At 60.0% G+C, this 26,873-nt stretch carries 19 protein-coding genes and 2 CRISPR repeat arrays; of the genes, 9 read left to right on the forward strand and 10 right to left on the reverse strand.

The window, feature by feature from the left end; translation table 11 throughout:
• Positions 1-973 precede the first annotated feature (973 nt).
• A CRISPR array of direct repeats spans positions 974-1,733; the repeat unit is 37 nt; unit sequence CTTTCAATCCTCACCCTCCCGTGAAGGAGGGTGCTAT.
• Between the two features lie 422 nt (positions 1,734-2,155).
• From cas2 to CRI93_RS12185, 7 genes are all read right to left on the reverse strand, one after another.
• The gene (cas2, locus tag CRI93_RS12155) at positions 2,156-2,446 is read right to left on the reverse strand and encodes a CRISPR-associated endonuclease Cas2 (protein WP_098062914.1); all 291 of its coding nucleotides are present in this window, start codon (positions 2,444-2,446) and stop codon (positions 2,156-2,158) included.
• A gap of 243 nt (positions 2,447-2,689) precedes the next feature.
• Positions 2,690-3,721 carry a type I-C CRISPR-associated endonuclease Cas1c gene (cas1c, locus tag CRI93_RS12160; RefSeq protein WP_098062915.1) on the reverse strand — a complete coding sequence of 344 codons (1,032 nt, stop codon included), beginning with the start codon at positions 3,719-3,721 and terminating at the stop codon, positions 2,690-2,692.
• Positions 3,722-3,783: 62 nt separating this feature from the next.
• Complete coding sequence (gene cas4 / locus CRI93_RS12165) at positions 3,784-4,422, reverse strand: CRISPR-associated protein Cas4 (protein WP_098062916.1); 639 nt, start codon at positions 4,420-4,422, stop codon at positions 3,784-3,786.
• Positions 4,423-4,478: 56 nt separating this feature from the next.
• The gene (gene cas7c, locus CRI93_RS12170) at positions 4,479-5,336 is read right to left on the reverse strand and encodes a type I-C CRISPR-associated protein Cas7/Csd2 (protein ID WP_098062917.1); all 858 of its coding nucleotides are present in this window, start codon (positions 5,334-5,336) and stop codon (positions 4,479-4,481) included.
• A 53-nt stretch (positions 5,337-5,389) separates the two neighbouring features.
• Complete coding sequence (gene cas8c / locus CRI93_RS12175; RefSeq protein ID WP_098062918.1) at positions 5,390-7,078, reverse strand: type I-C CRISPR-associated protein Cas8c/Csd1; 1,689 nt, start codon at positions 7,076-7,078, stop codon at positions 5,390-5,392.
• Positions 7,071-7,784: a type I-C CRISPR-associated protein Cas5c gene (cas5c, locus tag CRI93_RS12180; RefSeq protein WP_098062919.1), complete on the reverse strand. Its 714-nt coding sequence runs from the start codon at positions 7,782-7,784 to the stop codon at positions 7,071-7,073. Before cas5c ends, cas8c begins: the two co-directional genes overlap by 8 nt.
• A 70-nt stretch (positions 7,785-7,854) precedes the next feature.
• Complete coding sequence (locus CRI93_RS12185; RefSeq protein ID WP_098062920.1) at positions 7,855-10,014, reverse strand: CRISPR-associated helicase/endonuclease Cas3; 2,160 nt, start codon at positions 10,012-10,014, stop codon at positions 7,855-7,857.
• 299 nt (positions 10,015-10,313) lie between these two features.
• Positions 10,314-11,295: a CRISPR direct-repeat array (repeat unit 37 nt; unit sequence ATAGCACCTGCCTTCACGGGCAGGTGAGGATTGAAAG).
• Positions 11,296-11,700: 405 nt separating this feature from the next.
• On the opposite strand from CRI93_RS12185, the gene CRI93_RS12190 reads away from it, so the two are divergent.
• The 4 genes from CRI93_RS12190 (at position 11,701) to CRI93_RS12205 (ending at position 14,875) form a co-directional block, all read left to right on the forward strand.
• A complete protein-coding gene (locus tag CRI93_RS12190; RefSeq protein WP_141491695.1) occupies positions 11,701-12,765 on the forward strand; it encodes a hypothetical protein in 1,065 nt (354 codons plus the stop codon).
• Between the two features lie 357 nt (positions 12,766-13,122).
• The gene (locus tag CRI93_RS12195) at positions 13,123-13,464 is read left to right on the forward strand and encodes a hypothetical protein (RefSeq protein ID WP_098062922.1); all 342 of its coding nucleotides are present in this window, start codon (positions 13,123-13,125) and stop codon (positions 13,462-13,464) included.
• A gap of 58 nt (positions 13,465-13,522) precedes the next feature.
• The gene (locus CRI93_RS15695; protein ID WP_176521853.1) at positions 13,523-13,903 is read left to right on the forward strand and encodes a response regulator transcription factor; all 381 of its coding nucleotides are present in this window, start codon (positions 13,523-13,525) and stop codon (positions 13,901-13,903) included.
• 516 nt (positions 13,904-14,419) lie between these two features.
• Positions 14,420-14,875, forward strand: a complete 456-nt coding sequence (locus tag CRI93_RS12205) for a helix-turn-helix domain-containing protein (protein ID WP_176521854.1) — start codon at positions 14,420-14,422, stop codon at positions 14,873-14,875.
• 62 nt (positions 14,876-14,937) lie between these two features.
• On the opposite strand, the gene CRI93_RS12210 is transcribed toward CRI93_RS12205, so the two are convergent.
• Together CRI93_RS12210 and CRI93_RS12215 are read right to left on the reverse strand one after the other, a co-directional pair.
• On the reverse strand, positions 14,938-18,081 hold the full coding sequence (locus tag CRI93_RS12210; protein ID WP_098062925.1) for an efflux RND transporter permease subunit: 3,144 nt from the start codon (positions 18,079-18,081) through the stop codon (positions 14,938-14,940).
• A 64-nt stretch (positions 18,082-18,145) separates the two neighbouring features.
• Entirely contained in the window at positions 18,146-19,582 is a 1,437-nt protein-coding gene (locus tag CRI93_RS12215; protein WP_245850501.1) for an efflux RND transporter periplasmic adaptor subunit, read from the reverse strand.
• 466 nt (positions 19,583-20,048) lie between these two features.
• Between CRI93_RS12215 and CRI93_RS12220 the strand changes: the two genes are divergently transcribed.
• The 4 genes from CRI93_RS12220 to pckA all read left to right on the forward strand — a co-directional run bounded on the left by CRI93_RS12220 (position 20,049) and on the right by pckA (position 24,538).
• The gene (locus tag CRI93_RS12220) at positions 20,049-21,221 is read left to right on the forward strand and encodes a sensor histidine kinase (RefSeq protein ID WP_176521855.1); all 1,173 of its coding nucleotides are present in this window, start codon (positions 20,049-20,051) and stop codon (positions 21,219-21,221) included.
• Positions 21,175-21,996, forward strand: coding sequence for a LytR/AlgR family response regulator transcription factor (locus tag CRI93_RS12225; protein WP_245850504.1), 822 nt, complete (start codon positions 21,175-21,177; stop codon positions 21,994-21,996). Before CRI93_RS12220 ends, CRI93_RS12225 begins: the two co-directional genes overlap by 47 nt.
• Before the next feature lie 51 nt (positions 21,997-22,047).
• Positions 22,048-22,656, forward strand: a complete 609-nt coding sequence (locus CRI93_RS12230; protein ID WP_098062928.1) for an IMPACT family protein — start codon at positions 22,048-22,050, stop codon at positions 22,654-22,656.
• A 283-nt stretch (positions 22,657-22,939) separates the two neighbouring features.
• Positions 22,940-24,538 (forward strand): phosphoenolpyruvate carboxykinase (ATP), encoded by a 1,599-nt coding sequence (gene pckA / locus CRI93_RS12235; protein WP_098062929.1) that lies wholly within the window; start codon positions 22,940-22,942, stop codon positions 24,536-24,538.
• Positions 24,539-24,775: 237 nt separating this feature from the next.
• Here pckA and CRI93_RS12240 read toward each other — a convergent pair whose 3' ends face one another.
• Positions 24,776-26,095, reverse strand: a complete 1,320-nt coding sequence (locus tag CRI93_RS12240; protein ID WP_245850505.1) for an HD domain-containing protein — start codon at positions 26,093-26,095, stop codon at positions 24,776-24,778.
• Between the two features lie 177 nt (positions 26,096-26,272).
• On the opposite strand from CRI93_RS12240, the gene CRI93_RS12245 reads away from it, so the two are divergent.
• Entirely contained in the window at positions 26,273-26,806 is a 534-nt protein-coding gene (locus CRI93_RS12245) for a hypothetical protein (protein WP_098062930.1), read from the forward strand.
• Positions 26,807-26,873: the final 67 nt, after the last annotated feature.

Here is a 26,873-nt window from a genome sequence, read left to right on the forward strand (position 1 = left end):
CGCAGCCCCACCAGTCCCCAACCGGCTCTCCTGTCTGGTGGATACGCTTGGTCGTGACTACGCTCTGCGTGATCCTTCTCTTGTTGCAGATGTACACCATTGCAACCTCGTCGCGAGGCTCCGCCTCGTGACGCACGTTGCAGGGGCTCCGCCCCGCTCTCCAACAAAAAAGCACCCGCCCGTGAAGACGGGTGCTATGGGTCGTATGCGGTGCCCTGCGGGGATTCCGTCGTCTTTCAATCCTCACCCTCCAATGAAGGAGGGTGCTATCGCTTTGGCAGCGCCCGCGTCTCCCAGATTAAGCTCTTTCAATCCCCCCCCCCGTGAAGGAGGGTGCTATCTGACGCCATGTGCAGGTTTTCTTTTCCGGTAGCGGTTCAATGGTAAGTGATTGTCATATGGCCGACATCATCGGAGCCAGACAACCCCCTCTGTCTATCGACATCTCCCCCTTGGAAAAGGGGGAGAAACCCGAAGGGAGAGGGGGTTCGAATAAGACAAACCTACATTCTACGATAGCCTTATCACTTAGCGTCTACCCACTACCTCTTTTCCCTTTGCTGGTCGCCTTGTAGCAGAATACACGGTCCTGACATCCCCCATTCCCTCACGCTGTTCGGGCCTTTCCCCCTTCACGAAGCGGCGTACATGTCGCGCAGCGACAAAGGGGGATGCTCGCCCCGGAAGGACAATGGAAAAACTTGCACACCGCGTTATCTGGGCACAGAAGACACACCTGGTTGCGTGGATCTTTCAATCCTCACCTGCCCGTGGTATCTGTTTAGCGACCTGTAGCCCACGACTGGGAACTCAGCAGACGTCCTGGGCAGTGTTTAGCCCAAGTTGGAACGGGGCAGAGCCCCTGAGCAGCCTGCGTCGCACGGCGGAGCCATGCGACGAGAGGGCTAAACAGATACTGCCCGAAGGCAGGTGCTATGTTGTCGAGACACTGGTATGCCCGCTCCACCGTCTTCTTTCAATCCTCACCCTCCCGTGAAGGAGGGTGCTATTCCGTCTCGCTGGCCTCGTGCTGTATCTGCTCGACCTTTCAATCCTTACCCTCCCGTGAAGGAGGGTGCTATACGAGCTGCACGACGTGCTGAGTGGCCATAAGGCCTTTCAATCCTTACCCTCCCGTGAAGGAGGGTGCTATGTACCAGTGCGTGCCTTCGCGGTATGCGTACATCGCTTTCAATCCTCACCCTCCCGTGAAGGAGGGTGCTATAGGGCGTCGGGGACGGGGTCGTGCTGGCTGTCTACCTTTCAATCCTCACCCTCCCGTGAAGGAGGGTGCTATACGAGCGCCGCGTACACCGACGAGGACATGCTTCTTTCAATCCTCACCCTCCCGTGAAGGAGGGTGCTATTAAGCGTTTGCGTCATAGGGCTGTCATCCACGCGCTCTTTCAATCCTCACCCTCCCGTGAAGGAGGGTGCTATCGTCTCGAGTCGCTTTGGGCAAGCGACCCAGACAATCTTTCAATCCTCACCCTCCCGTGAAGGAGGGTGCTATTACGAGCGGGCCACGATGGAGACGGAGGGGCAAGAGCTTTCAATCCTCACCCTCCCGTGAAGGAGGGTGCTATGGAGACGGAGCCCGACCATACAACAACTCACTCCCTCTCTTTCAATCCTCACCCTCCCGTGAAGGAGGGTGCTATAGGCCGCCGCCCGTGATGGCAGAGACAAGGGTTGCCTTTCAATCCTCACCCTCCCGTGAAGGAGGGTGCTATCGCAGTCCTTGTAACCTGATGGAAAACCAGCAGGTTTCAGAGTCGTTTTCGCGAACCCTTCCTGTCGTGTCAACTCGTCCCGAATCCGCAATCTGTCTTTCTTCCTCCATATCGTTTAATATCAATGCTTTACATACAATCGCGATCCCCCGTGCAGATCGGCGACCACTACCGGTTCGCGATGCCTCAAACGCACCACATCATACAGCTACTGTTGTGTCACGCATGGTTGTTTAGGTCAAGCCGAGAACGCTACGCGTGCTGTGCCGTCCCGAACCGTTCCCGCTAAACGCCAAGGAGATGGTTCCGCCGACAGCGGTCGGCGCCACAGGGCGGGACTGCGCTCACCATGACAGGCTTCGTGGGGGCTGATTGCAAGGCAACTATCAAAGTGGGGATTGACATAGCACTACAACGGTCGCTTATAAAATAAGCGGATCATTGAAATCAATCGACTCATCAACACCATACGTCTCCACCGCCTCGGCAGCCGACATGGAGAGGCGATACAGGCGGATGCTGTCTTTGTCGTTGTCGATTTCCTGAAGCAGGTCGTCTACCATCTGCTCGTACTGCGCTTTCGACACACTGCACTCAAAGACTGATTGCTGCACGCGCTGCCCGTAGTTCGTACACACCTGCGCCACGCGGCGCAACCGGCGCGCCCCGCCATCATCAACCGTGGCCACATCGTACGTCACAAGAATCTCCATAGGAGCCGTTTGTTAGTTAACGCAAGTTGCTGGGCTGTAAGCGCCCCACCTGAAGGAATGCAGTGCTTTTAGAGCCCGGAGCGGAGTCGAAACGCGAGTGGAGCGACTGATGGGTGAATACGAGCACGTCTCGGCATCGCACCTGTTTTACTCGCAGTGGGAGAGATTCTTCGTCGCTTTGCTCCTCAGAATGACAGATTGTGGAAGGTTGGTGTTCTACCCCGCAGCTTGGGTCATTCATTATTATCGCACCAGATACGGGATGTACGTCTCCATGTCGCCGCGCAGCGTACGCGCCAGCAGCCGGGACTGCGCATGCGGGATCAGCCCAATCTCCATCGACTGATCCAAAAACGGATGCGTCACAGTCTGCTGCTTGCGCTCCTGATACGCCGTAATCACGGTTTTGCGTCCGTCATCATTCAGCAGCACGGCCCCGCCGTCGGGTGTACGGAAGTCATCCGGCGTGAGCTGGCGGCGGTTGATGAGTGTAAGCGCCAGCCGGTCGGCAACAGGCGCGCGCAGTTCCTCCATCAGGTCCAACGCCAGCGAGGGACGCCCCGGTCGGGGGCGGTGCAGAAACCCCATCTGCGGATCCAGCCCCACGCCCTCCGCCGCCGACACGCAGTCGTTCAGCAGTAGCGTGTACAGAAACGAAAGCACCGCGTTAAACCGGTCACGCGGCGGACGCCGCGAGCGCCCGTTCATTTGAAAGGCGTCGCGCTGCTGACGGATATGATGCGAGAGCACGTCGAAATAGGTCTTGGCGGCTTCGCCCTCCAGTCCGCGTATGGCGTTGGGGTCGGTGGCCGACTCCAGCGTATCAAGCGTGCGCGCCATGCGTTTGGCGGTGGAGTGCAGGTCGGCCTGCCGGTCGTCGTCATCGACCGACCGGGCCGCGCGCACCACCATGCGGCGGCTGTTCTGCACCTTGCCCGCCACACAGGCCCGAGCAATGGCCGCCCGATCCGCTTCGGACTCGGCCTGTTCGTACTGCGCCTGCCGCAGCAGCACGTTTCCCGATTGCGGCCCCTGCACGCGAGCGCGGAACCGTCCGGTGTGGCTCATAAACACCACCGCTCGCCCATCTGCTGCGCATCGCCCCATAAGCGCAGGCGTCACGAGCACATTGCCAAAGCACACGATAGCGCCCAGATGATGCAGCGGAATCTGCGCCTTCTTGTCGCCCTCGACCTCCAGGCGCACCGTGTCGTGGTCAAGGCGCAGGTACGAGGGCTCGGTGGTTACGTAGAGCGTGTTGAGGAGCTGGCGCATAGAGCGAAAAGCCGTTTATGGGGGAAGCGGACGTGCACGTGTGAATGCGAGAGGCCATGTTGCTACGCCGCACCGGGCGGGTCGTCGATGCGAAAGAGCGCGCGCTGCCACCACGACTGGCGGTCGGAGGCGGCCATGGGCTCAGGCATGCACACGCGCTGCAGCGAGCACGGCGGACAGCGGTCGTCGTTCACGGGCGGCGGCACGCGGTTCGATTCCAGCATAGCCCGCACCTCGGCCACGATGTCTTCGGTGGCCTGGCGCAGCGACGCATCCAACTCGACTTCCTGCCGACGGCGTGCGCCGGTGTGGTAAATCGCCCCTGCCGTTACCGACGCGCCGGTCATCTCCTCCAGACAGAGCGCCTGCGCACACAGCTGGATGCGCGCCGGACGGTGGTAGCGCTCAGCACCATGTTTGTACTCCACTGGATACGGCGTCTCTCCCTGAAACTCCACCACATCGGCGCGGCCCACCAGGCCCAGCCGGTCGGAATACAGCGGCAGGCTGCGCACAATGCGCACGTCGTCGCGTGTGTTGTCGAGCGGCAGATCCACGCGCTCATGATCGCGGTTGCCCCGCAGCGTGTAGATGTTCTCCTCGTAGCTCTGCTCCACATGGATCAGCGCACACTGCCGCGGACAGTACGCGTAGTGCTCCAGCGCTGAAATCATGATGCGGTCGTCGTCGGCCCATTCCATAGATGTGGCAGTCGTTACGAGCGTACGAGACGGTATCAAGCCATTGGTGCGCCCCGCTATATGAGCACAGACAACGTGACGCCATCGGGCAGATTGGCGTCGTCAACGGCTACCGCATAGTCCGAAAACGAACGCGGCGCATCGCTCTCGGTATGCGCCGTGATCCGGTCGAAGAGCGTGTGAGCAGGCGCATTGCCCAGCTTGTTGTCGTGGCTGAACACGAACAGTCCACGCAGGCCCATCATGCCGCGCGACGCCGATCGGTCGAGCTCCCAGCACATCTTAAGCGCGTTCCAGAAGAGTTCCAGGTCGTCGCCGTCGAAGCCCGTCTGGTCGGCCAGCGTCGGATTGTAAAAGCCGTGCCCGCGATAGAGCCCGTACGGCACGATGGCTTTGCGGCCAAACATGCTTTCGCCTTTTTCTTCGCGCGATTCCTCCGAGATCGGTACCGAGCGTGTAATGGTCATATCCATCGGGGCAATCGGGTCGATGGAGCGCGCAAAGGTAAGCTGCATGGGGCCCAGCACTTGCCCGCAATTCAGCTCTTTGTGGCTCATCACCGCACCAAACGAGCGTACATCGAAGAACTCCTGGCACATCCAGGATCGCGCTTTGCGCACATCAGCTACGTCCGCCTCGCCCGATTCAAGATCCAGGGCCTCGTAGGCCTGCTTCTGCTTGTCATGCAGCACATCGCCCTGCCGCACGTAGATTTTGTGCTTGGCCTCGTCTGATGCGTGGTCGATGTAGTTGCGAATCTTGCGCTTCACCGATACATCGGTCACCAATCCCTGCATCGTTTCGGGATCGGTACGGGGCAGGTTTCCGGCGTCGGGATCGCCATTGGGATTGCCGTCGGTTACGTCGAAAAGATAGACGAAGTCGTGGCGCTTTTCGGGGTCGAGGTGACTCATGGTAGAATGGGAAGTTTGGGGATAGTCGATTGCGCGAGTGGATTCGGCGCGGGCTATGCAACGTCCGCTTTTTCGTCTTCTGCCTTCTTCTTTTTGGCGGCTTCGATGCGCTCAAACATAGCCTGACGCTCGTGATAGTAGCCCAGCGCAAATTCAGCCTGCGCTTCGGGCGAGAGCGTTTTGGGCATCTTTCCAGGTGCAATCTGGCTGGTGATTGCTCCAATCCGCTTCTGAATATCGGTGTAGGCGGATTTGTTGTTCTTACGCAGCTTTGAAAGATGCGCCTGCGCCTGGCCAAGTAGCTTGCCGAACACGCTTTGAGGCGTGGTTGAGGCGCTCTTAAAGAACTTGTCAGTGATCGTGCTATTCGGGTTGTCGAGCGCCTGAGACTGGGCCTGTTCCAGCGCCGAGAAGAGACGGCCCAGTTGATAGGCCACGCTGTCGTAGGTCGGGTCGAGAGCAGAAGGCATAGGAATGCTGTGTGTGATGAGATAGAGTTTGAGGAGGGATGCGCGTTGGGCAGAGACTTCGCCAAGCGCCTGGTTGCGGTTTAGCGCCTTAAGCAGAAACGGATACGGCACAGGACGTCCGGTGAGGGCGGTGCGCATCAGGCCCTCTTCCATCCACGGCGGGATGTCGTTCAGGCTTTTGGTGCCCGAAGATACCTGTATGAGACCCATAAGCAGCGCAAAACTGCCGTGGTATCGCCCGTTCACTTCCATCGCCTCAAAGTATTGGGCCAACCGGGTCTGCACCTGCCCCACAGTAGCCCGCTCGAAATGACGGACGATGAGGCGCCCCTGGTTTTCTTGGAGGCACATCGTCCAGAGCGGCGTGTCGTTTTCGGTGAGTCTGCCGTCGTAGTAACTGCTTAGCAGCTCCTCGATGTAGTTGGTGTCACCGTCTTGAAGCGGATTCAAGCTGAACGAGGTATCCATTGGATCCGTCCAGTAGACCCAATACGTCTCGTTGAGGGTGTACGTGTAATCATCGCTATCTACGAGCCAGGAAAGCGCTCTTCCAACTCTGCGCTGCGATGAATGCGTGAGCCAAGCATTTTCAGAGCGGCCCAATCCGTATGACTCGAATGCTTTTTCATTGTACGACGAGAGTGCACTCCCAAATCGACGAACTTCGTAGTGCGTAGCGGCTATTCCACCATCTTTTCCTGTTAGTGCACACGGCCCCGTCCTGTCGGCTTTCTCACTCTCCAGTGAAGCCATGAAGTCGGCCCACCATGCTTGTACCGCAGGCATCTCATGAAGCAGCGTGCCATCAACGTTCACAAGGACGATGTCTTGGCGTCCCATACTTGGATCAATCGGTGCCAATTGGACACGCCCGTACCGTACCTCAGCCATAAAACGAAGGTCGCCATACAAGACCGCAGTGTGGGTTTGCACAAACTTCCAAAGGGTCTGTACTTCCGGAAGGTCGAGGTCGTTAGCTACTTGCTTCACCAAGTCGCGGTATCCCTGGTGTGTCTTTTGGCCACGGTCTTTTTTAGACACCTTGTCCCGCAGCCCAAATGTATATTCAGCAGTGTCGATCAGGCGCGGACGGACTGCAGTTCCGGCACGTCCACGGTCTGGCACATTGGCTCTGCCTTCCGTTGGTATCAGATTATATGAGGTGTCTTTTGTCCTTAGTTTGAGTATCCATCGCACCGGTCGCCTTTTGTAAGCATCTGGAGGAAGGCGATCTGTGATCTGGTCATGTACATCAAGCAGCGAATCAAGCATCGGGATGGGTATTTTGGTAGAGCGCTTGTGGGATGTGCATCACACCGTCATCTAACGCGGCGTGGAAGAAGTGCGGCGTGGCCTCGTAATGCTGCGTCTCGGCGTTGATCTCATCGTATGCAATGTCGAACAGCATGCGCCCGAGGGGGCGATCGCCAAGCACCGGGGTGTCCTGGTCGGTCGGCGGTCGAAACCAGGCGGCAAACTCGCGGCAGCCCATGTACGGACGCTTAAAGCACGCGCCCCGGTCTACACGCCGCCGAAACTGATCGCGGTACTTGGCCGGATGCTCATTTTTGCCGTAGCCGACCAGATGGACATCAGCCTCAATCAGATACGCAACATCTTTGAGCGCCAGCGTCGAACGAAGGGCTCGGACGCTCGGGGTGTTAGGGCGGCTTTTCTCTTTTGCATCCACATCAATGGTCGATACCTCTCGTCCCTCCATCCAGTCTTTTTTGCTGGGGGAGACGGCTTTCTTTTTGACTTCGCTGCGGCGCAGTTGAATGTGCTGAATGGGCTGGAGCGGCGTAATCGTCTGGATGCGCCACATGAACGCTGGCTTCCAGAAAATAGCCTCCAGAATGCCGCGTGCCGCTGACGGTGTCATCACGTCGTAGCTTACGCGCTCAACCTTCATCTCTGGACGCGTGAAGCAGGCAAACGTGCTGCCTACAACCACTTGCAATGGAGCATATTCAGACATACATCAACTCGGAAAATGGGTAGAGAGTGAGAGGGTGTGCGCGACCAGCGCAGGTGCGGCTCGGGAAGGGTTACCAGATCATCTGCTCGATTTGTTCGGGCCGTTCCACATCGAGTTGCAGCCCATACGTGTCGTCGTAAAACATCGAATCCCAGACCCAAACGTCAGGTTCGGCCTCCCGCACAATGCCGTTGTCAAGCGCTTTGTTGAACTCCCAGTTGTACACGCTCACCATGTACGGCTGCAAGGCACGCCGCACGTGCGGTGGGATGTAGCCCAGGTGTTTAATCTGACTGCGGTGCGTGTTGAAAATGGGCATTGCCTCGCCGTAGTCCACAAGCACATCGGTGGCGTCTTGCGTAATCAGACGGTAGGCAGCCGCTACGTCTTCGTAGTTGAAGCGGCGCTGCATATCCTGAACGCCATGCTTGTCTGTTGGAAAATCGTTGTAGAGCTCGGCAAAGTACTGCTTGGCGGCGTCGGGGCTGTTGAGATCTACACCGTCGCGAAGCATCCCCAGCGCTATTTCTCGGCCTGTTTTGTAGGGCGGTGGCGGACACGATCCGTCGTCCAGCCGGAAGATGATGACCCTCCCTGCCTCTTGCTCCCGATTGCGGTTGCAGCGTCCAGCGGATTGGATGATGGAGTCGAGCGGCGCAGCGTCTCGAAGCACCAGCGGGAAGCTGATGTCTACGCCCGCCTCGATGACCTGCGTTGATACCAGGCGTACCGGCGTGCCCGTGCTCAGTTGCTTCTTTGCCACGCTCATGACTTCGTCACGATGCGCGCGGCAGAGTCGTGTCGAGAGGTAGTACGCATCAGCGGCTTCGGCAACACGCTGCGCATCGGCGGTAGTGTTGCAGATGGCGAGTGCCTGTTCTGCACGCTGCATCTCGCGGGCCACCCGCGCCGCGCTCCATGTTGCATCGGTTTTATCGTGGTAGCGCACCCGTTGCATCCGGTCGTACAACACGTCTGCACCATCAATAATCGGAGTGGACGGGTAATGCCCCACGGGTCCGTAACCGGGCTGTGTAGCCGTGCAGAGGACAACCGAACTCGTGTACAGACGGGTAAGCTCACGCAAGGCCCACATGGTAGGCGCCACCAACCCAGCGGGCACGCTCTGCACCTCATCGAGCACAATTACGCTGTTGGCATACCGGTGCAGCTTGCGCAGGCGACTGTTTTGGTTGGAGAAAAGCGTTTCGAGCAACTGCACTGTGGTCGTGACTACAACAGAAGCCTCCCAGTTCTCGGCAGCCAGCACGTCACGTTTCTCGCTCTCGGTAGGCGCAAAGTCTGCCTTATGGGCACGTTGTACAGCCGAGTGATGCTCAAGCACAGCATCCGCCCCAAAGATGTCGCGGTACTCCCTGGCATTCTGGTCGATGATTGATGTGTAGGGGAGCGCGACAATCACGCGATCTAAGCTATGCTTTTTCGCATGTCGCAGCGCAAAGGCCATGACCGAACGCGTCTTTCCGCCGCCAGTTGGCACCGTCATGTTGTACATGCCCTGCGCTCCATCGCCCGAAGCGAGCGCATCTTCGTAGATCTGGTTACGGATGCGGTTGATCTCCGTCGTTGGGTTCGCGAACTGCTTTTGGTCGGCTTCAAGTCGCTCCAGGAGCACGCCGGGCCGCGGGCCTGCGCTTCTGAGCTTCGCCATGTCAGCGTTGAAGTGCGCCTCGGTGTCCAGGTAGTCAGCATCCACGAGTGCGGAGTGCACGAAGCGCGTCCAGAGTTCCAGTTGAAGCACCTGCTCTTCGTTGGCTCCCGTAAGTTCGGGCATCTGCGTCTCGTCTCCATGCGCGCTGCCCGATGCCTCGATAAATGCGTTCCCTTTTGCAAGCGCTTCTTGGATGCGGGGCTCTTTCTTTTTAGCGGCAATACGTTTCTTGAGCCGAAGCGCATTCGGAAGTCCGCCGTGGTGCCCAGCGACGCAGATAGCAGGCGTGATCGCGGGCGCATCAGCCCCCTGTAGCATGCCTACGCTGGAGTGATCGCGTTCGCCTGGATTGTAATTCTCATCGGCGAGAAACCGCTGCACACGAGGATGCGCCTTGCCTGCGTCGTGCCACCAGCCCAGCCAGCGGGCTATCGCGGCGCTGTCGAACGGCGCGGCAAAGTCCGCCGCCCGCTCGGCGACGTTGCGGGCATGGTCGTGGAGCAGCTGTGGCTGACCGCCCGACTCCGGAGCCGAATGGGCGATGAGAGGCGCAGACATAACGATTTAATACAGGAAGTTGAGAGAAGTAACATTAGAGTACAAGGCATACAGCGAAGATGCAAATGCTGCGAACATGCAGCCGGTGTTTCGGTTTACTTATGTGACACAGAAGCATCGCGAACCCCAAGTGGTTGCTCATTCCCTGGGGGGTTCGCGATCTGCACTAAGCCGTTTAGAACCAGCATGATACAGATACCCGCTTTGCGTTACCTATATCGCATCCGGTCTGGGGAAACAGGGGTCCGCGAAAACGGCTTTGAAACCTACTGGTTTTACATCAGGTTACAGCAACCGCGATAGCACCTGCCTTCACGGGCAGGTGAGGATTGAAAGATGGACGTCATGTCTTCACGCAAGGTGTTCACGAATAGCACCTGCCTTCACGGGCAGGTGAGGATTGAAAGGGAAGTGCAGGCTCGCGCCCCGCAGGTCTTTTCCATAGCACCTGCCTTCACGGGCAGGTGAGGATTGAAAGGCAATTTTGCAAACTCAACCCCGAAGTCCAGATGAGATAGCACCTGCCTTCACGGGCAGGTGAGGATTGAAAGATTTCGTGGCGATCGACCATCCGGCCCAGGCGGCGATAGCACCTGCCTTCACGGGCAGGTGAGGATTGAAAGGACAGCCATGATGGGTGTGCGTTTGTGTGCGTAGATAGCACCTGCCTTCACGGGCAGGTGAGGATTGAAAGGTATTGCTCATAAGCCTCAGTGCTAACCGTTAGCACAATAGCACCTGCCTTCACGGGCAGGTGAGGATTGAAAGACGGCCTTCACCTGGAAGTCCCGCGTGCGCGTCTCATATAGCACCTGCCTTCACGGGCAGGTGAGGATTGAAAGACGTAGCTCTGCACGGCCTCCGGGTCAGCGCCGTCAAATAGCACCTGCCTTCACGGGCAGGTGAGGATTGAAAGATCCACGATCGCGCTGCTCGCACTCCAGGCGGTCGATAGCACCTGCCTTCACGGGCAGGTGAGGATTGAAAGGACGTGAGCACTGAGCGACACGCTGTCGCCTTCGGATAGCACCTGCCTTCACGGGCAGGTGAGGATTGAAAGGAACTCGTCGGTGTAGAGCGTCCATGTGAGTGGATATAGCACCTGCCTTCACGGGCAGGTGAGGATTGAAAGACCGATGACGCGATTGAGCGCTTCGCCGAGCTTGCATAGCACCTGCCTTCACGGGCAGGTGAGGATTGAAAGACGGTCGACCAGGTGGCGGCGCTCAGTGCCACGCTGATTGATAGCACCTGCCTTCACGGGCAGGTGAGGATTGAAAGCTGCTACGTGCTCAGCTGGAGCGATGACGACCTGGATAGCACCCGCCTTCACGGGCAGGTGCTTCTTTTTTGGGTAGCGGTTCAATGGTAAGTGATTGTCATATGGCCGACATCATCGGAGCCAGACAACCCCCTCTGTCTATCGACATCTCCCCCTTGGAAAAGGGGGAGAAACCCAAACGAGTCCGCAGGACGACTCATGGAGCGCAGCGGAATAAAGGGAGAGGGGGTTCGAATAAGACAAACCTACATTCTACGATAGCCTTATCACTTAGCGTCTACCCACTACCCTTTTTTGGTATCAGGGCAGCACGTCCCGCATCAAGCCCCCGCAAAGCAGGACCGAACCCCGCCGGTCGGGATATGATGGTGTGCGGTATCCTCATGTGCACGCTCCCCACCGTTATGCTGTCGTCTGTTCGCACGCGTCTGCTCCTCCCACTGGCCATGCTGACCCTGCTGCTCAGCGGCTGTCTGCCGTCGGGGTGTAGCAGCGGATCGTTCGATGCGATTGCCCCCTCCGATTCGCTCTCGCGTGAGCGCGCCGCCACGGTGGCGGCTGATTCGCTGCGCCACGTGCGTACCATTGCGTCGACAGAGACCCATCCGCTGCGCTACCCGCGCTCGCTGCGCTACCGGCCCAGCGGCACGCTTGTCGTGGCCGATGCCGAGCGCAACAGCCTGCACGTCATTGCCCCCGATGGCAGCTACGGCCGCGAACTCACCAGCGACGCCTTCGACGTGCCCTACCTTGCAGGCATCACAGGCGACACCCTGTGGGTCTTTAACGCCGGGTCGGATACGGTGGTCGGCGTTGAAAATGGCGATGTGCTGCCCGATGCCGGCTTCGCAATCGAGCGCGCCGACGCGGCCTCGCTCGTGTATGCCGCCGCCCACTCGGATGCGTTCTACCTGAAGGTGCTGGGCGAAGACATCGGATCCACCCTGTATCAGTACGACTGGAACGGCACCCTGCAGGCCGAGCGCCCCCTCTCCCAGCCGTACTGGCGCTACGCAGGCTTTCTACGCATCCAGGGCGATACGCTGTGGAGCCTCTCCGGCTTTCGCCCCGTGGTCGACCGCCTGCCGCTCGACCTGGAGACAGCCTCGGCATCCCCCGACACACTGGCCCTGCGCGGCTTCGATTCGCCCATGCTGGAGCGCAGCTACGCGTTCCTACAGGGCGACACCCACGAGCCGCCCCTGCTCATCCCCTCGGCTACCTTTGCCAATGGACGCCTCTTTGTGCTGAATGTGCGCTCGGGCTGGGTTCAGGTGGATGTGTTTGGCCGCGACGGCACGTTGCAGCATCGCCTCATCGAAGCAAACCCGCAGCCCAACACCGACTTCTTTCCGCACGACCTGAGCGTCCGTGCCCACAGCGACGGCTACGACATTACACTGGCCGTCTCCAGCCCCGACCCGGCCATCGTCACCTACCGATGGACGCCCAGCAACACGCTGGAGTAACGTACAACCCAGAGAAACAGTGGCAATTGAACTGCAAGTGATTGTCGCCTACCTCGAAAACGCATTTCTCTACCTGCGTCATAAAGACGTTCACTATCCCCCTTTCCTCATCCGCAGGTCATCATCCTAACGCCGACTGCTCACGCTTGGCCTGGGTCTACGCGCTGGAATCCCTTGCACGCGTTCACTCTTCAATACCTTCGTATACCAACGAAGCATGCAGAGTTGGTGTCATATCCAAAAACCGCAGGATGCTACCATCAATCGCACAATGCTGCAATACATTGCAGCACATGCCACATACCCTTAGCGGTGTTTACATAAATGTTTTGCTTCTCTGCTATGTAATTCTATACCATGACAGACCTCAATGCGGAGGTCGAGGGCTCCAATGCACAGAGCCCAGGCCCCTCCAGTCATGTGGATATTCCGCTCTCTACGAGGCAGTTAGACTGGGTGTCAGAGAAAGCTCAGAGTAGCAACCGCTCGCCCGCCTCATTCATCCGCCTGCTGATCGTCCAGTACAGGAAGTTCTGTGGGCGTCCTAAAGGCACCGATTCCGCTTCTGCAGCCCCATCTTCGTCAGCGGAGAGCGACGGGGCCACGCAACAGAGTACGAATGACGCCTCTGCCACCAACGATACGCCTGGGGCTGCCCCGCCGCCCTCGATGTTCGACTACGTTGAGGAGGAGCCTTAAGGCAGCTCTCCTATCTCTCCGCAGCATTCAACTCTTCTAACCCTCCTCTATTCTCGATGTGGATACCCCCCGGTTGCTCGTACTGGACGACCATGCCGATACCCGGCTTCTTATTGCACATGTCTGCCCCTCGTCGTGGCACCTTACACCCTGCGCAACCTGTGCCGAGGCCCGCTCGGTGTTAACGACACAGCGTTTCGACCTGCTGGTCTTCGACATTCGACTGCCCGACGGATCAGGGTTTGACGTACTTCACTTTGCGCGCAATCATCACACCTCGTGCAACAAGGATGTCCCAGCAGTTGCCATTACCGCAATGGGATACCCAAATCCTGAAGTTCAGCTCTTCCGCAAAGGATTTGACGAATACATTTCTAAACCCTTCGTGCAGTCTGACCTTATGGCACTCTTTCATAAACACGAACTTACCTGGCCTTGATACGCTCTCGGAGTTCTGTCCCCCCATAGTGTTTTCACTGCAGTGCCTTCTGATACGTCATCTTCCAATGCATTCGAGGCCCGTTACCATATTCGCGGTGAGCGCCTTTGGCGCGTGGCCCCTGCCACCTCAGTGCCTACGGATGTCCCGTTACTCATTGAGCAAATTCGGCTCAATAGCACGGAGCCGTTGCATGCCATGCCTCCGCTTCGGCACCACCTACTGGGCGTTATACTGGAGGGCGAAGCAGACGGCCAATATCGTCTTGATCCTTATGCAAAGACGCACACAATATTGGGGCGTCCCGGAACGGCATACTTTATCGAGATGAGGACTGAAGGCCAATGGGGCTGATCTGCTGAGTCGTGTGTTGTCATGCTGGTGTACGTGCCGCCCGCATTAGTCCATCATATCGGTGCTGCATACGGATTTAGACCGGCTCACACAGCACTGCGTACCGAGTTTGTAGCGTACGACCAGTTTCGATACTTGCTGGCCTCATCGCTGAACCAAATTATGGATGACTCTGCGCACACGCTTGCGCAGTCTGTTGTGCACACGATGATGCTCCGTGTCATCACAGAGCAAGAGGAAACGTCATCCCTCCTTGAGGCAGCGGAGGGGTCTCTCCTGCTTCCCACGCGGCGGCGCTTGCATGACTACATCCGTGCTCATCTTGAAGATGGACTCTCTGTGTCTGAGTTGGCCGCGCATGTAGATATGAGTCCTGCCCACTTCAGCCGTCTGTTCAAGAAAACGGTGGGCATGTCACCGTATCAGTATGTGCTGCATGAGCGTGTGCGACAAGCGCAACACCTGCTGGCTCACACCGAGGCATCCATTGCCGACATTGCGCTGTGTGTCGGCTTTACAAGCCAGAGTCATCTTACACGCCGCTTTCGCATCATAACGCATACCACGCCAGCCGCCTATCGGCGCGCGGTGCAAGCTGCCTCAGCGTCTCCAGAGTAGCTCGATTGCCGTGCACCCGCTCCGCGTGCGTCCTAAACGAATGTGCGGCTGGCCTGCGCTCTCTACGACTGGGCGGTCTTCACATCTACCGTTCCTGTTCCCGGTTCGGGCAGCCACGACCAGTTAGGAAGCTTACCGCGCACACGGGCCGCCGCCTGCTCAACGGTGATGTACGCCACGGGAATGAGCACCAGCGTAATGAGCGTGGAGGCAAAGAGGCCACCAATCACGACGCGCGCCAGTGCCGCCTGAATGTCGCCCCCGGCCCCCAAGCCGAGTGCCAGCGGAAAGAGCCCGAGCATGGTGGTGAGCGCGGTCATCAGAATGGGGCGCAGGCGCAGGCGTCCGGCCTCCACCACCGCGTCGATCATCGACAGACCGCGCTCGCGCCGCATAATGTTGATGTAGTCGACCAGCACAATGGCGTTGTTCACCACAATCCCAATCAGCATAATCAGGCCCATGATGCTCTGGATGTTTACCGTGGTCCCCGTAAGAAACAGTGTGGGCACCACGCCAATGAGCGCCAGCGGCACCGACAGCATCACAATGAGCGGATCCAGAAAGCGCTCGAACTGCCCGGCCATCACCATGTAGATGAGCACGAGCGCCATCAAGATCGAGATCAAGAAATCGCGCTGGGCCGCCTGCTGCTCGCGGTACTCGCCGCCAAAGGTGACAGAGAACTGCTCGGGCAGGTTCATCTGTGAAATGGCGGCCTGGGCGCTTCCGACCACTTCGTTGAGCGTGGCCCCTTCCTCAAAGGTGGCTTCCAGGTAAGTCACACGCTGTCCGCTAATGCGCCGGATCGTGCCGGGGCCGCGGCCCTCTTCAATCGTTACAAGTGAGGCGACCGGTATGGTGGCCCCATCAGGGGTGCGCACCGAAATATTGTCGAGGTCCTGCACCGTGAGGCGGTCCTCGGGGCGCAGGCGCACGCGGATGGGAAACTCATCGCCATCCACGCGGAACTGCCCGGCGAGGGCTCCGGCAAGGTTTACGCGCACCGCCTGGGCCACATCTTGCACGTTGAGCCCGACCTGTGCAATACGCGCGCGGTCGAACCGGATATTCTGCTCGGGACTGCCCCGGTCGTCGTCGTCGCGGTCTACGCTCGCGATGCCGGGCACGCCTTCGAGCCTGCGCTGCAGGTCGGCTGCCACCAGGCGCGCCTGGTCGAGGTCGTTGCCTCGCAGTTCAATTTCGAGCTCCTGCTCACCGCCGCCTCCGCTACTGAAGGCCCGGCGCAGCACCCAGAGCCCGGTGCGGGCCCGAACCCGCGTGTCAACTCCCGGAATCACCCCCTCGATTTCGTTGCGTAGCTGCGCAGCCAACTCCGACGGCTCAATGGAGCGCTCGCTTGCCGGCTTCATCGCAATGTCGATGCGGGCGCGCCCCCAGCGTATCTCGCTAATCACGAAGCGCGTGTCTTCTTCCGGGATGAGCGGCTCAACGACGGTCTCCAGTTCCTGCAAATAGGACTGCACCACCGCTAAGTTCGTGCCCGAATCCATGCTCATGTCAATACGAATCTCATCGGCATCCGTCTGCGGAGCCAACTCCACCGGCAGGAGTGGCCACAGAGCAATAGCACCTGCCAGCAGCAGCGCAGTGGCGCCGAATACCGTCTTACGATACGCGACTACGGTGCGCAGGCGATCCTTGTACGCATCCTCAACTCGCGAAAACCACTGCTGGAATCGCGACTGCGTGTTGGCCTCGGGATTGGCGCTGATGGTCAGAAAGCGGCTGGAGAGCATAGGCACCAGCGTGAGTGCCACGAAGAGCGAGCACACCAGCGAGAAGACCACCACCAGCGCCAGCGACTGAAAGAGCGAGGCGCTCGACGCCTGTGCAAAGACCAGCGGCAAGAAGATGACGGACGTGGTCAGGGTGGAGGCCACGATGGCGCCCCCCACCTCACGCGTCCCTACAGATGCCGCCTCGGGCAGGCTCTTGCCGTTCTCCTCCCGATGCCGCACAATGTTTTCGAGCACCACAATGGCGTTATCCACAATGAGGCCCACGCCCAGCGCCAGCCCCCCAAACGTCATAATGTTGAGCGTGAGTCCGCCAAAGTAGAGCAGCCCGAACGTGGCAATGACTGAGATCGGGATGGAGAGTGCAATGACGAACGTGGTAGAGCCATTGCGCAGGAATACGTACAGCACCAGAATGGCCAGCAGCGCGCCCCAGAGGAGCGACGTTTGCACGCTGCTGATGGAGGCCTGGATGAACGTGCTCTGATCGCTGACGACAGTCAGTTCCATGTCATCACGCTCCGCGTTAACACGTTCCACCTCTGCGCGGATGCCGTCGGCCACGGCCACGGTGTTCGCATCGTTCATCTTCTGCAGGCGCATCTGGATGATGGGCATGCCGTCGAGCTCCGTCATCCGGAAGTTGTCCTCGTATCCGTCTTCGACCGTGGCGATGTCGGACACCCGAATGGGCGTTCCATCAGCGTACGCCACAACAGTATTGCCGATCTGCGCGATGTCGGTGTACTCGCCCAGCGCCCTCACATACATGTCTTTGAGCCCGTCTTTCACATTGCCGCCCCCCACGACCACGTTTTCAGCGGCAATAGCCTGGCGCACCTCATCGGCGGTGAGGTCGAGCGACTTGAGGCGGTCACGGTTCAGGTTGACACGGATCTCCCGGTTGACATTGCCGCTTAGCTCGATGGTGCCCACGCCGGGCACCTGCTCAAAGCGACTCGAAAGGTCACGGTCTAAGATGCGCGTGAGCGTCTCCAGGTCATGGCTCGACGCCACCGCAATGCTCACAATCGACGTCTCGTTTGGGTCAAAACGCCAGATCCGGGGCGGCTCGATCTCCTCCGGCAGCGACTCGCGCACATCACCCATCGCGTCGCGCACATCGTTAATTGCTACGTTCAGATCAGTACCTTGCGCGAACTCCAGGCTCACGCGGCTGCCGCCCTGATCAGACCACGAGGTGAGGCGCTCTACGCCCGCCACGCCCGACATCGCATTCTCCATCGGGTCGGTCACGAGCAGTTCCATCTCTTCAGGCCCTACCTCGCCGTAGTCGGTCGCTACAATGAGCCGCGGATACTCGATCTTGGGAAGCAGGTCTACCGGCAGGAACCGAAAGCTCACGATGCCCAGCGTGATGATCACCAGAAAGAACATGCTGGTGGCCACGGGGCGCCGGATCGATACGTTGGTTAAAGAAGCCATAAGGCAGAGTCGGTTGGATCAGCGGGAGAAGAGCACAGGTGCACGTAAGACGCATCTGAATCGGTTAGCCCGCTGGTGTGGTTGATGAGGAACGCACCGTTCGCATGGAAGACGACGACGGCTGCTGTTCGTCGGTGGCCGAGTCGGTAGGTACGTCGTTCTCTCCGCTGAAGCGCTCGCGTGCCATGCGCTGCTGACGCTCCAGAAAGTCCTGCAACACGTCTTGGTCTTGCAGGCGCTGCAAACTCATAATGCGCTCCCAGTCCATAGCACGCACCCGCGCATCCACATCGCCTCCGCGCTCCATGAGGAGCTCCTGGCCTACGGTTATGACCCATGTGCCCGAGTCAATGCCGCGCACGCCCGCCACCTCGCTGCCTTCTGCAATGACCTCTACCGCCTGAAACTGCATGGGCGTGGGCTCGGTGAGGGCCGGTCGGGCATCGCTCGAATCGCCCTGATCCGATGTCGTCTCAATCGACATCTCTTCGCCCAGAGCCGACGCTACGAAGACGCCTGTTTCGCCAGTGCGCGGGTTGTCGTACAGCGCGCTGCGGGGGATGAGCGTAGCCTGCTCGCTCTCGCCGTAGAAAATGTCGACCTGAACAAACATGCCGGGTAGCAGACGCTGCTCGCTATTTTCGACATCAATCTCGGCGCGAGCGCTGTAGCTGTCTGAATCCAGAAAGGGAGAGATGCGGCTGACCTGCGCACGTACCGGATTGTTCTCATCGCCACCAGGCAGGATTTCGACGGTCTGGCCCGCGCGAATCTGGCTGTAGATGCGATCGGAGATGGGCACCTGCACCCGCACCCGGCCCAGATCGGCCAGCGTGAATAGCGCAGCGCTCGTCTCTACGCGCTGCCCAACCTGCACGTTGCGCTCGCCCACGTACCCGCTGAACGGCGCCCGCACAACGGTCTCTTCGACCTCCGCCCGGCGCTCTTGGACGGTGGCTTCAGCCTGCGCCACCTGGCCCTCGGCCTGGTCCACGGCGGCCTCGGCAGACTCGACCTCCGCCTGCACGCCCTCCAGCGTCTGCGTGCTCTCAAACTCTTGCTCAACAAGGCGCTCTGTGCGGGCAAGCCGGGCCTCGGCTTCCGACAATGTGGCCCGCGCTGCACGCACGTCGGCCTGGGCCACGCGGAGCGATGCCTCGGCCTGGCGCAATCGGTCGCGGTACGAGCGGTCATTGAGCTGCACCAGCGGCTCTCCCTCCTCAACATAGTCTCCACTCTCAGCGTACACATTGGTGACGCGCTCGCTGACTTCCGGGTACACTTGCACCTGATTGCGTGCCTGCACCGTCCCGCTCACACGCGCCTCCAGCGGCAGGCCGCCAAACTCGGACAGCACCGCCTCGACCGACGGCGGCTCACGGTCGCCCGCCATTCCGCCAGGGCGCTCTGCGTTTCCGCCACCTTCGCTGCTGCATCCAGCAGCCAGCAGCCCAAGCCCCAGCAGGTGTATCAGTGCAATGTATTTCGCAATATATGTCATGGAAACGGATTGGGTTTGTCGATGAGCAGCGGTACCGTCTGCTGGCGCAACACCTGCGAGCACCACAGGTTAATGTGCGTCAGCGAGACCGGCAGGGCTGCTCGCGAAGTATGTATAGCGCCTGGCCTGTATGAAGTATGTATAGCGCCTGGCCTGTATAAGGACCTCTACCCGCTCGCCTTAGGCAAAGATTATAACGATGTTGGTGACAGACCAGCCGGTCGGAAACGTTGCATTTGCACGGACACTTTCGGCGTCAGCGTGTAGCGCAGACTGCCTGGCATACTGCGGCGGCAGGCAGGATACTGTATGACGGGCCCTGCCCTCGGTTACGGACGCTGTTACCAACCTCGTATGCCGCGTAACGAACAGACCTGACGGTTGGAATATTGCATCGGCGTATCAAGTATGATACATTCCGATAGCCCATCGTATACGCTCGTGTTTTCGGAAGCTCATGTTTTCTATGTCTGCTCCGGTGCCATCCACATATCGACAACGGTCTACCTGGATGGAGTTTGGCGTCATCATGGCCGTGTGGTTTGCATTCGCCTCGCTGGTCGTAGGCCGCCTGTTTATTGATCCCGACCGCACCGCCCGACCGCCCATCACTGGGGTGTCGGACGTAACCTGGCGCATGTCGATCTACCTGCTGTGGGCCCTCTTTACGCCGTTTATCTTCTGGCTGTCGAGCCGTACCGGTCTGGGACCGGCCCGCTCGCCGGGGCGCATCGCCCTGCATCTACTTTCTGCTGTTAGCATTGCAACCATCATGGATGCCTACAGCGACGTGGTGTACCGCCACGTCCTGAAGTCTCCAGAGGAACGCGAGGCACTGATGGATGTGGTCAGCGGTTCATTCTACGATGTGCTCCGTCTTGGCTTTCTTTGGGAGCTGATTATCTACGCCGCTATTCTGGCCGTGGGCTTTGCACGCGACTACTACCGCCGCTTTCAGGAACGCCAGATGCAGGCGGCTCGGCTGGAAGCCCAGCTCACGGAAGCCCGGTTGGATGCGCTGCGCATGCAGATCAACCCGCACTTTCTCTTCAACACGCTGCATGCCATTTCGAGCATGGTCGAGCGCGACCCCTCGGGCGTACGCAAGATGGTGGCTCGCCTTAGCGCTCTGCTTCGCCACACGCTCGACCACGATGGCGCTCAGGAGGTTGAACTTGCGCGTGAACTCGACGTGCTCGATGACTACCTCGCCATTATGCAAGTGCGCTTCGAGCACCGCCTCACCATCCGCAACGATATCGCCCCCGATGTGCGCGACGCCATGGTGCCCGACATGATCTTGCAGCCGATCGTCGAAAACGCCATCAAGCACGGCGTCACGCAGCGCTCCAGTCCCGGCTGGGTCGAGATTACAGCGACCCACACCGGCGACCAGCTTACGCTTGCCGTTGAAGATAACGGTCCCGGTGCGGCCCTCGACGATGAACTGCCCAAAGGCGTAGGGCTGAACAACGTGCGCTCACGCCTCGACCAGATGTACGGCGACGCGGCCTCGCTCACGCTTACCACCGGACGCGAAGGCGGCGTGCGCGCCACGCTCACGCTTCCGTACCACACCCACTCTTCGTTCGATGACGAACCATTCCCCGCCGATCATGACGCAGTCGCTTATGCTTAACGCTCTTGTTGTCGATGACGAACCGCCTGCCCAGCGCCGCCTGACGGATCTGCTGGACGCTCGCGACGACATCAAACACGTCAATGTCTGCGATAACGGGCGCGACGCCATCAACGCCATTCGCTCCAACCAGCCCGATGTCGTCTTTCTGGATGTGCAGATGCCCGATTGCACCGGCATTGAGGTCGTCAACGAAGTGGGGGCCGAGAACATGCCCATCGTGATCTTTGTGACCGCGTACGACCAACATGCCCTGAAAGCGTTCGAACTCGCCGCGCTCGACTATCTGCTGAAGCCCTTCGAAGACGAGCGCTTCCACGAGGCCCTCGACCGCGCGGCCCACCAGGTCGAAATGCGCTCGGCCGACCAGCTGGAGCATCAGCTGGAGCGGCTCCTCGACGTGGCCCGCCCTGATCTTGCCGAAAACGAAAACGAGTACCTGCAGCGCATCCCGGTACGCACGCGCAACGAGGTCCGCATCGTTACGGTCAACGACATCATGTACTGCGCCGCCGACGGCCCGTACGTGCGCCTGCACCTGCACAACGAAGACACCTACCTCATCCGCGAGCGCATGAAGGTGCTCGAAGAACAGCTCGACCCGACTCAGTTCTGCCGCATCCACCGCTCCACTATTGTCAACCTCGACGACGTTGAGGCCGTGCTGCCCAACCACGACGACCGCTACATGGTGCGCCTGGCCTCGGGCAAGCGCCTACGCGTGAGCCGCAGCCGCCGCGACGCCTTTGAGGAACGCTTCGGCCTCACCACATAGGCCCGTCTACGCCGTGTCCCGCTGCCCCAACTGCTCTGCTGTTGTCTTGCTATGGTGGATACATACCGTACGCTCGCTTCGCCCGGACGCGCCGAACTCAAGCGGAACGGCTCGCGATTTCTTGCCCAGGCACGCTCGGTCGATACGGCAGAAGCGGCCGAATCCTATATCGATGCAGTGCGCACCGAGCGCCACCAGGCCACGCACCACTGCACCGCCTACCGCATCCACCCCAGTGGCGATGTCTTTCGCTACAACGACGACGGCGAACCCACCGGCACCGCCGGCCCGCCCATCCTGCAACAGATCGACGGACGCGACCTCACCAACACGCTTGTTATCGTAACGCGCTACTACGGCGGCACCAAGCTGGGCACCGGCGGACTGGTACGCGCTTATGGGGATGCCGCTGCTGCCGCGCTCGATGCCGCATCAATCACAGAATCGGTGGTCCGTACTCCCGTCGCCGTCACGTTCAACTACAACGACACTGCCGCCGCTGAACAGGTGCTGCGCCAGTTCGACACCGCCCGCCTCGACGACGCCTACACCGACGTAACGCGCTGGGTCGTGGGACTGCGCCCCTCGCAGGTCGATGCTTTCGTGGATTCTATGACGAACGCCCTGGGCGGACGCGCCACCATTGAGCGCGATCCGTGAATGGATAGAGAGGCCCACAGACTAAGAATCTGTTTGGGAGGCAGGCGAGAACGAACAGCACGGCGAAAATGGCACCCCCTGATTGCCGCAGTCCAGACAACCTGGCGAGCCCCTTCGTAAGGCTCTCCCAATCATATCAAACCGTCGGGCAAGACCCCACACAACATCGGTAAGCTTCCCGGCACCCCAATGCGCTTGTTTATCGCTTGCACCGCACCCACCTATCTTGTAGGATGTAGAACAAACCGCTGACCGCCGACTCTCTCCCAATCAACGCACTGCTATGTCTGACCTCAAGCTGGATGCGTACGGCATCGACGTCGATGTTGTCTTACGCAACGCCGATCCGGCCCGCCTCTACGAAGAAGCCATCCGTCTCGACCCCACCGCTGCCATTGCTCACAGCGGCGCGCTCACCATCCGCTCTGGCGAAAAGACCGGGCGCAGTCCCGCAGATAAGCGCATCGTGGAGCATCCCGACAGCGCCGACGACATCTGGTGGGGCCCGATCAACATGGAGATCGACGCCCACACCTTCGAGATCAATCGCGAGCGCGCGCAAGACTACCTCAACACCCGCGAGCGGCTCTACGTGATTGACGGGTTTGCCGGGTGGGATCCGGCGCACCGGCTCAAGGTGCGCATTGTGTGTTCGCGTCCGTACCACGCGCTGTTCATGCACAACATGCTCATCCGCCCCACCGAGGAGGAACTGGCCGACTTCGGGGAGCCGGATTTTGTGATCTTCAACGCGGGCGAGTTCCCGGCCAACCGCCAGACCAAACACATGAGCTCGAAGACGAGCGTCGACCTCTCGTTCGAGGACAACGAGATGGTCATCTTGGGCACCGAGTACGCCGGCGAGATGAAGAAGGGCGTCTTCACCGTCATGCACTACCTGATGCCCAAGCGCGATGTGCTCTCCATGCACTGCTCGGCCAACGAGGGCATGGACGATGAAGACGTGACCCTCTTCTTCGGCCTGAGTGGCACCGGCAAAACCACGCTCTCTGCCGATGCGAACCGCCGCCTCATCGGCGACGATGAGCACTGCTGGAGCGACGACGGCGTGTTCAACATTGAGGGCGGCTGCTACGCCAAGGCCATTGGCCTGACCGAAGAGAGCGAGCCCGAAATCTACAACGCCATCCGCTACGGCACGCTGCTGGAAAACGTCGTCTACGACGAAAAAACGCGTACCGTCGACTACGACGACACCTCCATCACCCAGAATACGCGCGCCTCGTATCCGCTGGAGTACATCCCCAACGTCAAGACGCCGGCAACGGGTGGCCACCCCGACAACATTATCTTCCTGACGTACGACGCGTTCGGCGTGATGCCCCCGGTGAGCAAGCTCACGCCCGAGCAGGCCATGTATCACTTTATTAGCGGATACACGGCCAAGGTCGCAGGCACCGAAATGGGCGTCACCGAGCCCAAGGCCACCTTCAGCGCATGCTTTGGCGCCGCGTTTCTGGTGTGGCACCCCAGCAAGTACGCCGAACTCCTGGCCGAGAAGATCCGCGCCCACGATGCCGACGTGTGGCTCGTGAACACGGGCATCACCGGCGGCCCCTACGGCACCGGCCACCGTGTCCCGCTGAAGTACACGCGCGGCATCATCGACGCCATCCACGACGGCTCGCTCGCCCAGGCGGATACGCAGACCGACCCCACCTTCGGGTTCAGCGTGCCCACAAGCTGCCCCAGCGTGCCCGACGAGATTCTCATCCCCCGCAAGACGTGGGACGACCCCGATGCCTACGACGCACAAGCGCAGAAGCTGACGGGCCTCTTCGCTGAGCACTTTGAGCAGTACGCCGATGTAGCAGGCGCAGAGATCGCCGCCGCCGGGCCCAGCCCTGAAGGCGTCGCGTAGCAACGCGATTTAAGCTCGTAACCGCTTACGACAACGCAACACCGCGCAGCCGGAGTCCTTTCACGAGGCTTCGGCTGTGTTCGGTTTGGGGCGATTCCCGATTTTGGATTTGCGATTTTGGATTGTAGAGGCGTTCTGTAGAGAGGATGGAAGAATGGGGGGATAGAGGAATGGTGGATGGAAAGGTGGAAGGATGGACACGTGCGTGTTTGCACTGCCGCAACCGAGTCAGACGGTTCATCCCGATGCCTCGTCAATAACAACGCCTGCCGATTTCGGGTACGACACGTAGGGTTTTACCACGGTGTCGTCGAGCCCGGCGATGGAGGCGGTGTCGGCCATCTCTGAGAGTTCGCGGAGCGCACCCGAGCGGTCCAGAATCGCGATGGGATCGTGGTTTGTGGCGTAGGCCGCGTGCCGCGAGCGGTCTACGTGCAGGTAGAACGGCAGGTCGTCTTCGACCGTGTCGCGCGTAGACAGGCCCTCGTCAAGCAGCCAGCGCCGTACGGTGGCTGCCCAGGCCTCCTGCTGGGCAGTGCCTGGCGCATCCCCCAAGAACGTGACCCGGAAGAAGTCGCGGTTGATGAAGCGCCGCGCCAGGTCGGCCAGCACCGGGTCTTCGGCCTGCATCCACTGCTTCAGGCTAAAGAGCACATCGGTGTCGTCGAGCTGGCAGTAGTGCGTGCGCACCGCTTCGGTATCCAGCTGGTCAGCGGTGATGGCGTGCTCCAGAAAGAAGCAGAGGCTGCGGCTGCCCTGACGAATGGTGCGGGCCACCTCCGACCCCGCCCGCAGGTGCCGGCGGGCCCGTCGCAAGGCCGCATGCAGCACGCGGTCGCCCGCCAGCACGGTCTTGTGCAGATACACCTGCCAGTACATCAGGCGGCGCGAGATGAGGAAGTTTTCCACAGCGTAGATGCCTTTGCCCTCTACCGTAAGGCGCGCATCTGGGCCGCCCGCAAGCGGATGCACCCGCAGCGTTTTGATGAGGCGCTGCACGCCCACCTCGCCCTCGGCCACGCCGGTGTAAAAGGCATCGCGCCGCAGGTAGTCGAGGCGATCCATATCCAGCTGACTCGACACAAGCTGGTGCATCCACGGACGCTCGTACGTGCCGTCGAAGATGGCGATGGCGTCGTCGAGGGCCCCGTCGAACCGGTTGTTGAGGTGCACAAGAAGCACGCGGCTCATGGCTTCGTGGTGAAAGTCCTGGATGAGTTCGTGCTCCAGCGTATGCGAAAACGCGCCGTGGCCCACGTCGTGCAAGAGCGCTGCCGCCAGCGCCGCGGTGTGCTCCTCGGGCGAAATCGGCGTGCCCTTGTTCGACAGGCTCGTGAGCGCGTCGTGCATCAGCGCCAGCGCCCCCAGCGCGTGGTTAAAGCGCGTGTGCTCGGCGCCTGGAAACACCAGGTGGCCCACCCCAAGCTGCCGGATGCGCCGCAGCCGCTGCACCTCGGGGGTCTGAATCAGCGCCATGAGCAGATTCTTGGGCACCGAGATAAACCCGTGTACCGGATCCGAGAAAATCTTGAAGCGCTGCTGGTTCGATAGCGACACGGGCACGTACAGGTGGATGCGAAGGCTACGCTGGGTATCTCAACGAACCATCTTGTGCGACGTTGCCGCTGTGCAGTTGTGCATGTCGTGACGAATCCGCTGGTCTGTGCGTCTGCATAGATGTACCGGTCTGATGCCGGGCGTTTGTGTTCTCTTCTCTCTAACTCACACGCTCTTATGTCTACCCTCCGCCTACTGCTTGCCCCCGTGCTCCTGGCTGTTGTGCTTGTTGGATGCGAAGGCCCCACCGGTCCGCAGGGGCCGCAAGGTCCACAGGGACCACGAGGTCCCGCAGGCGCGCTCGTTGAAACGTTTGAGGTCGAGTTCGATGTCGACGCCGCCACCGAAGGAGAGGCTGGGCTCGTGCTCTTCCAGAACTACGACTTCCCCGAGATCACCGAGAGCGTCAACAACAACGGCTTCGTGCAGGCCTACTACCTGGCCGACAACGATACGTGGACGGCCATGCCCTACACCTTTGGCGACGAATCGCCCGACATCAACGCGGTCGATTACACGCTCACGCTGGGCTACGCCTGGAACGTGGGGCTGGTGCAGCTTTTCTACGAAGCCTCGGCCCCGTTTGCGCTCGACTTTGCCCGCACACGCACCGTCAAGATCGTGGTTGCCGATGGACGCGCCGCCACCACTGCAGGCGTGGAATGGTCGGACTACAGCAGCGTGAAGCAGCACTTTGATCTGGAGGAGTAGGGCCTGCCCTTCGTATCAGACCCACGGAAGCGGTATCTTGCGCCGCGGCGAACCCTGTGCCGCAACG

This window comes from Longimonas halophila, from assembly GCF_002554705.1.
Classification (GTDB): domain Bacteria; phylum Bacteroidota; class Rhodothermia; order Rhodothermales; family Salinibacteraceae; genus Longimonas; species Longimonas halophila.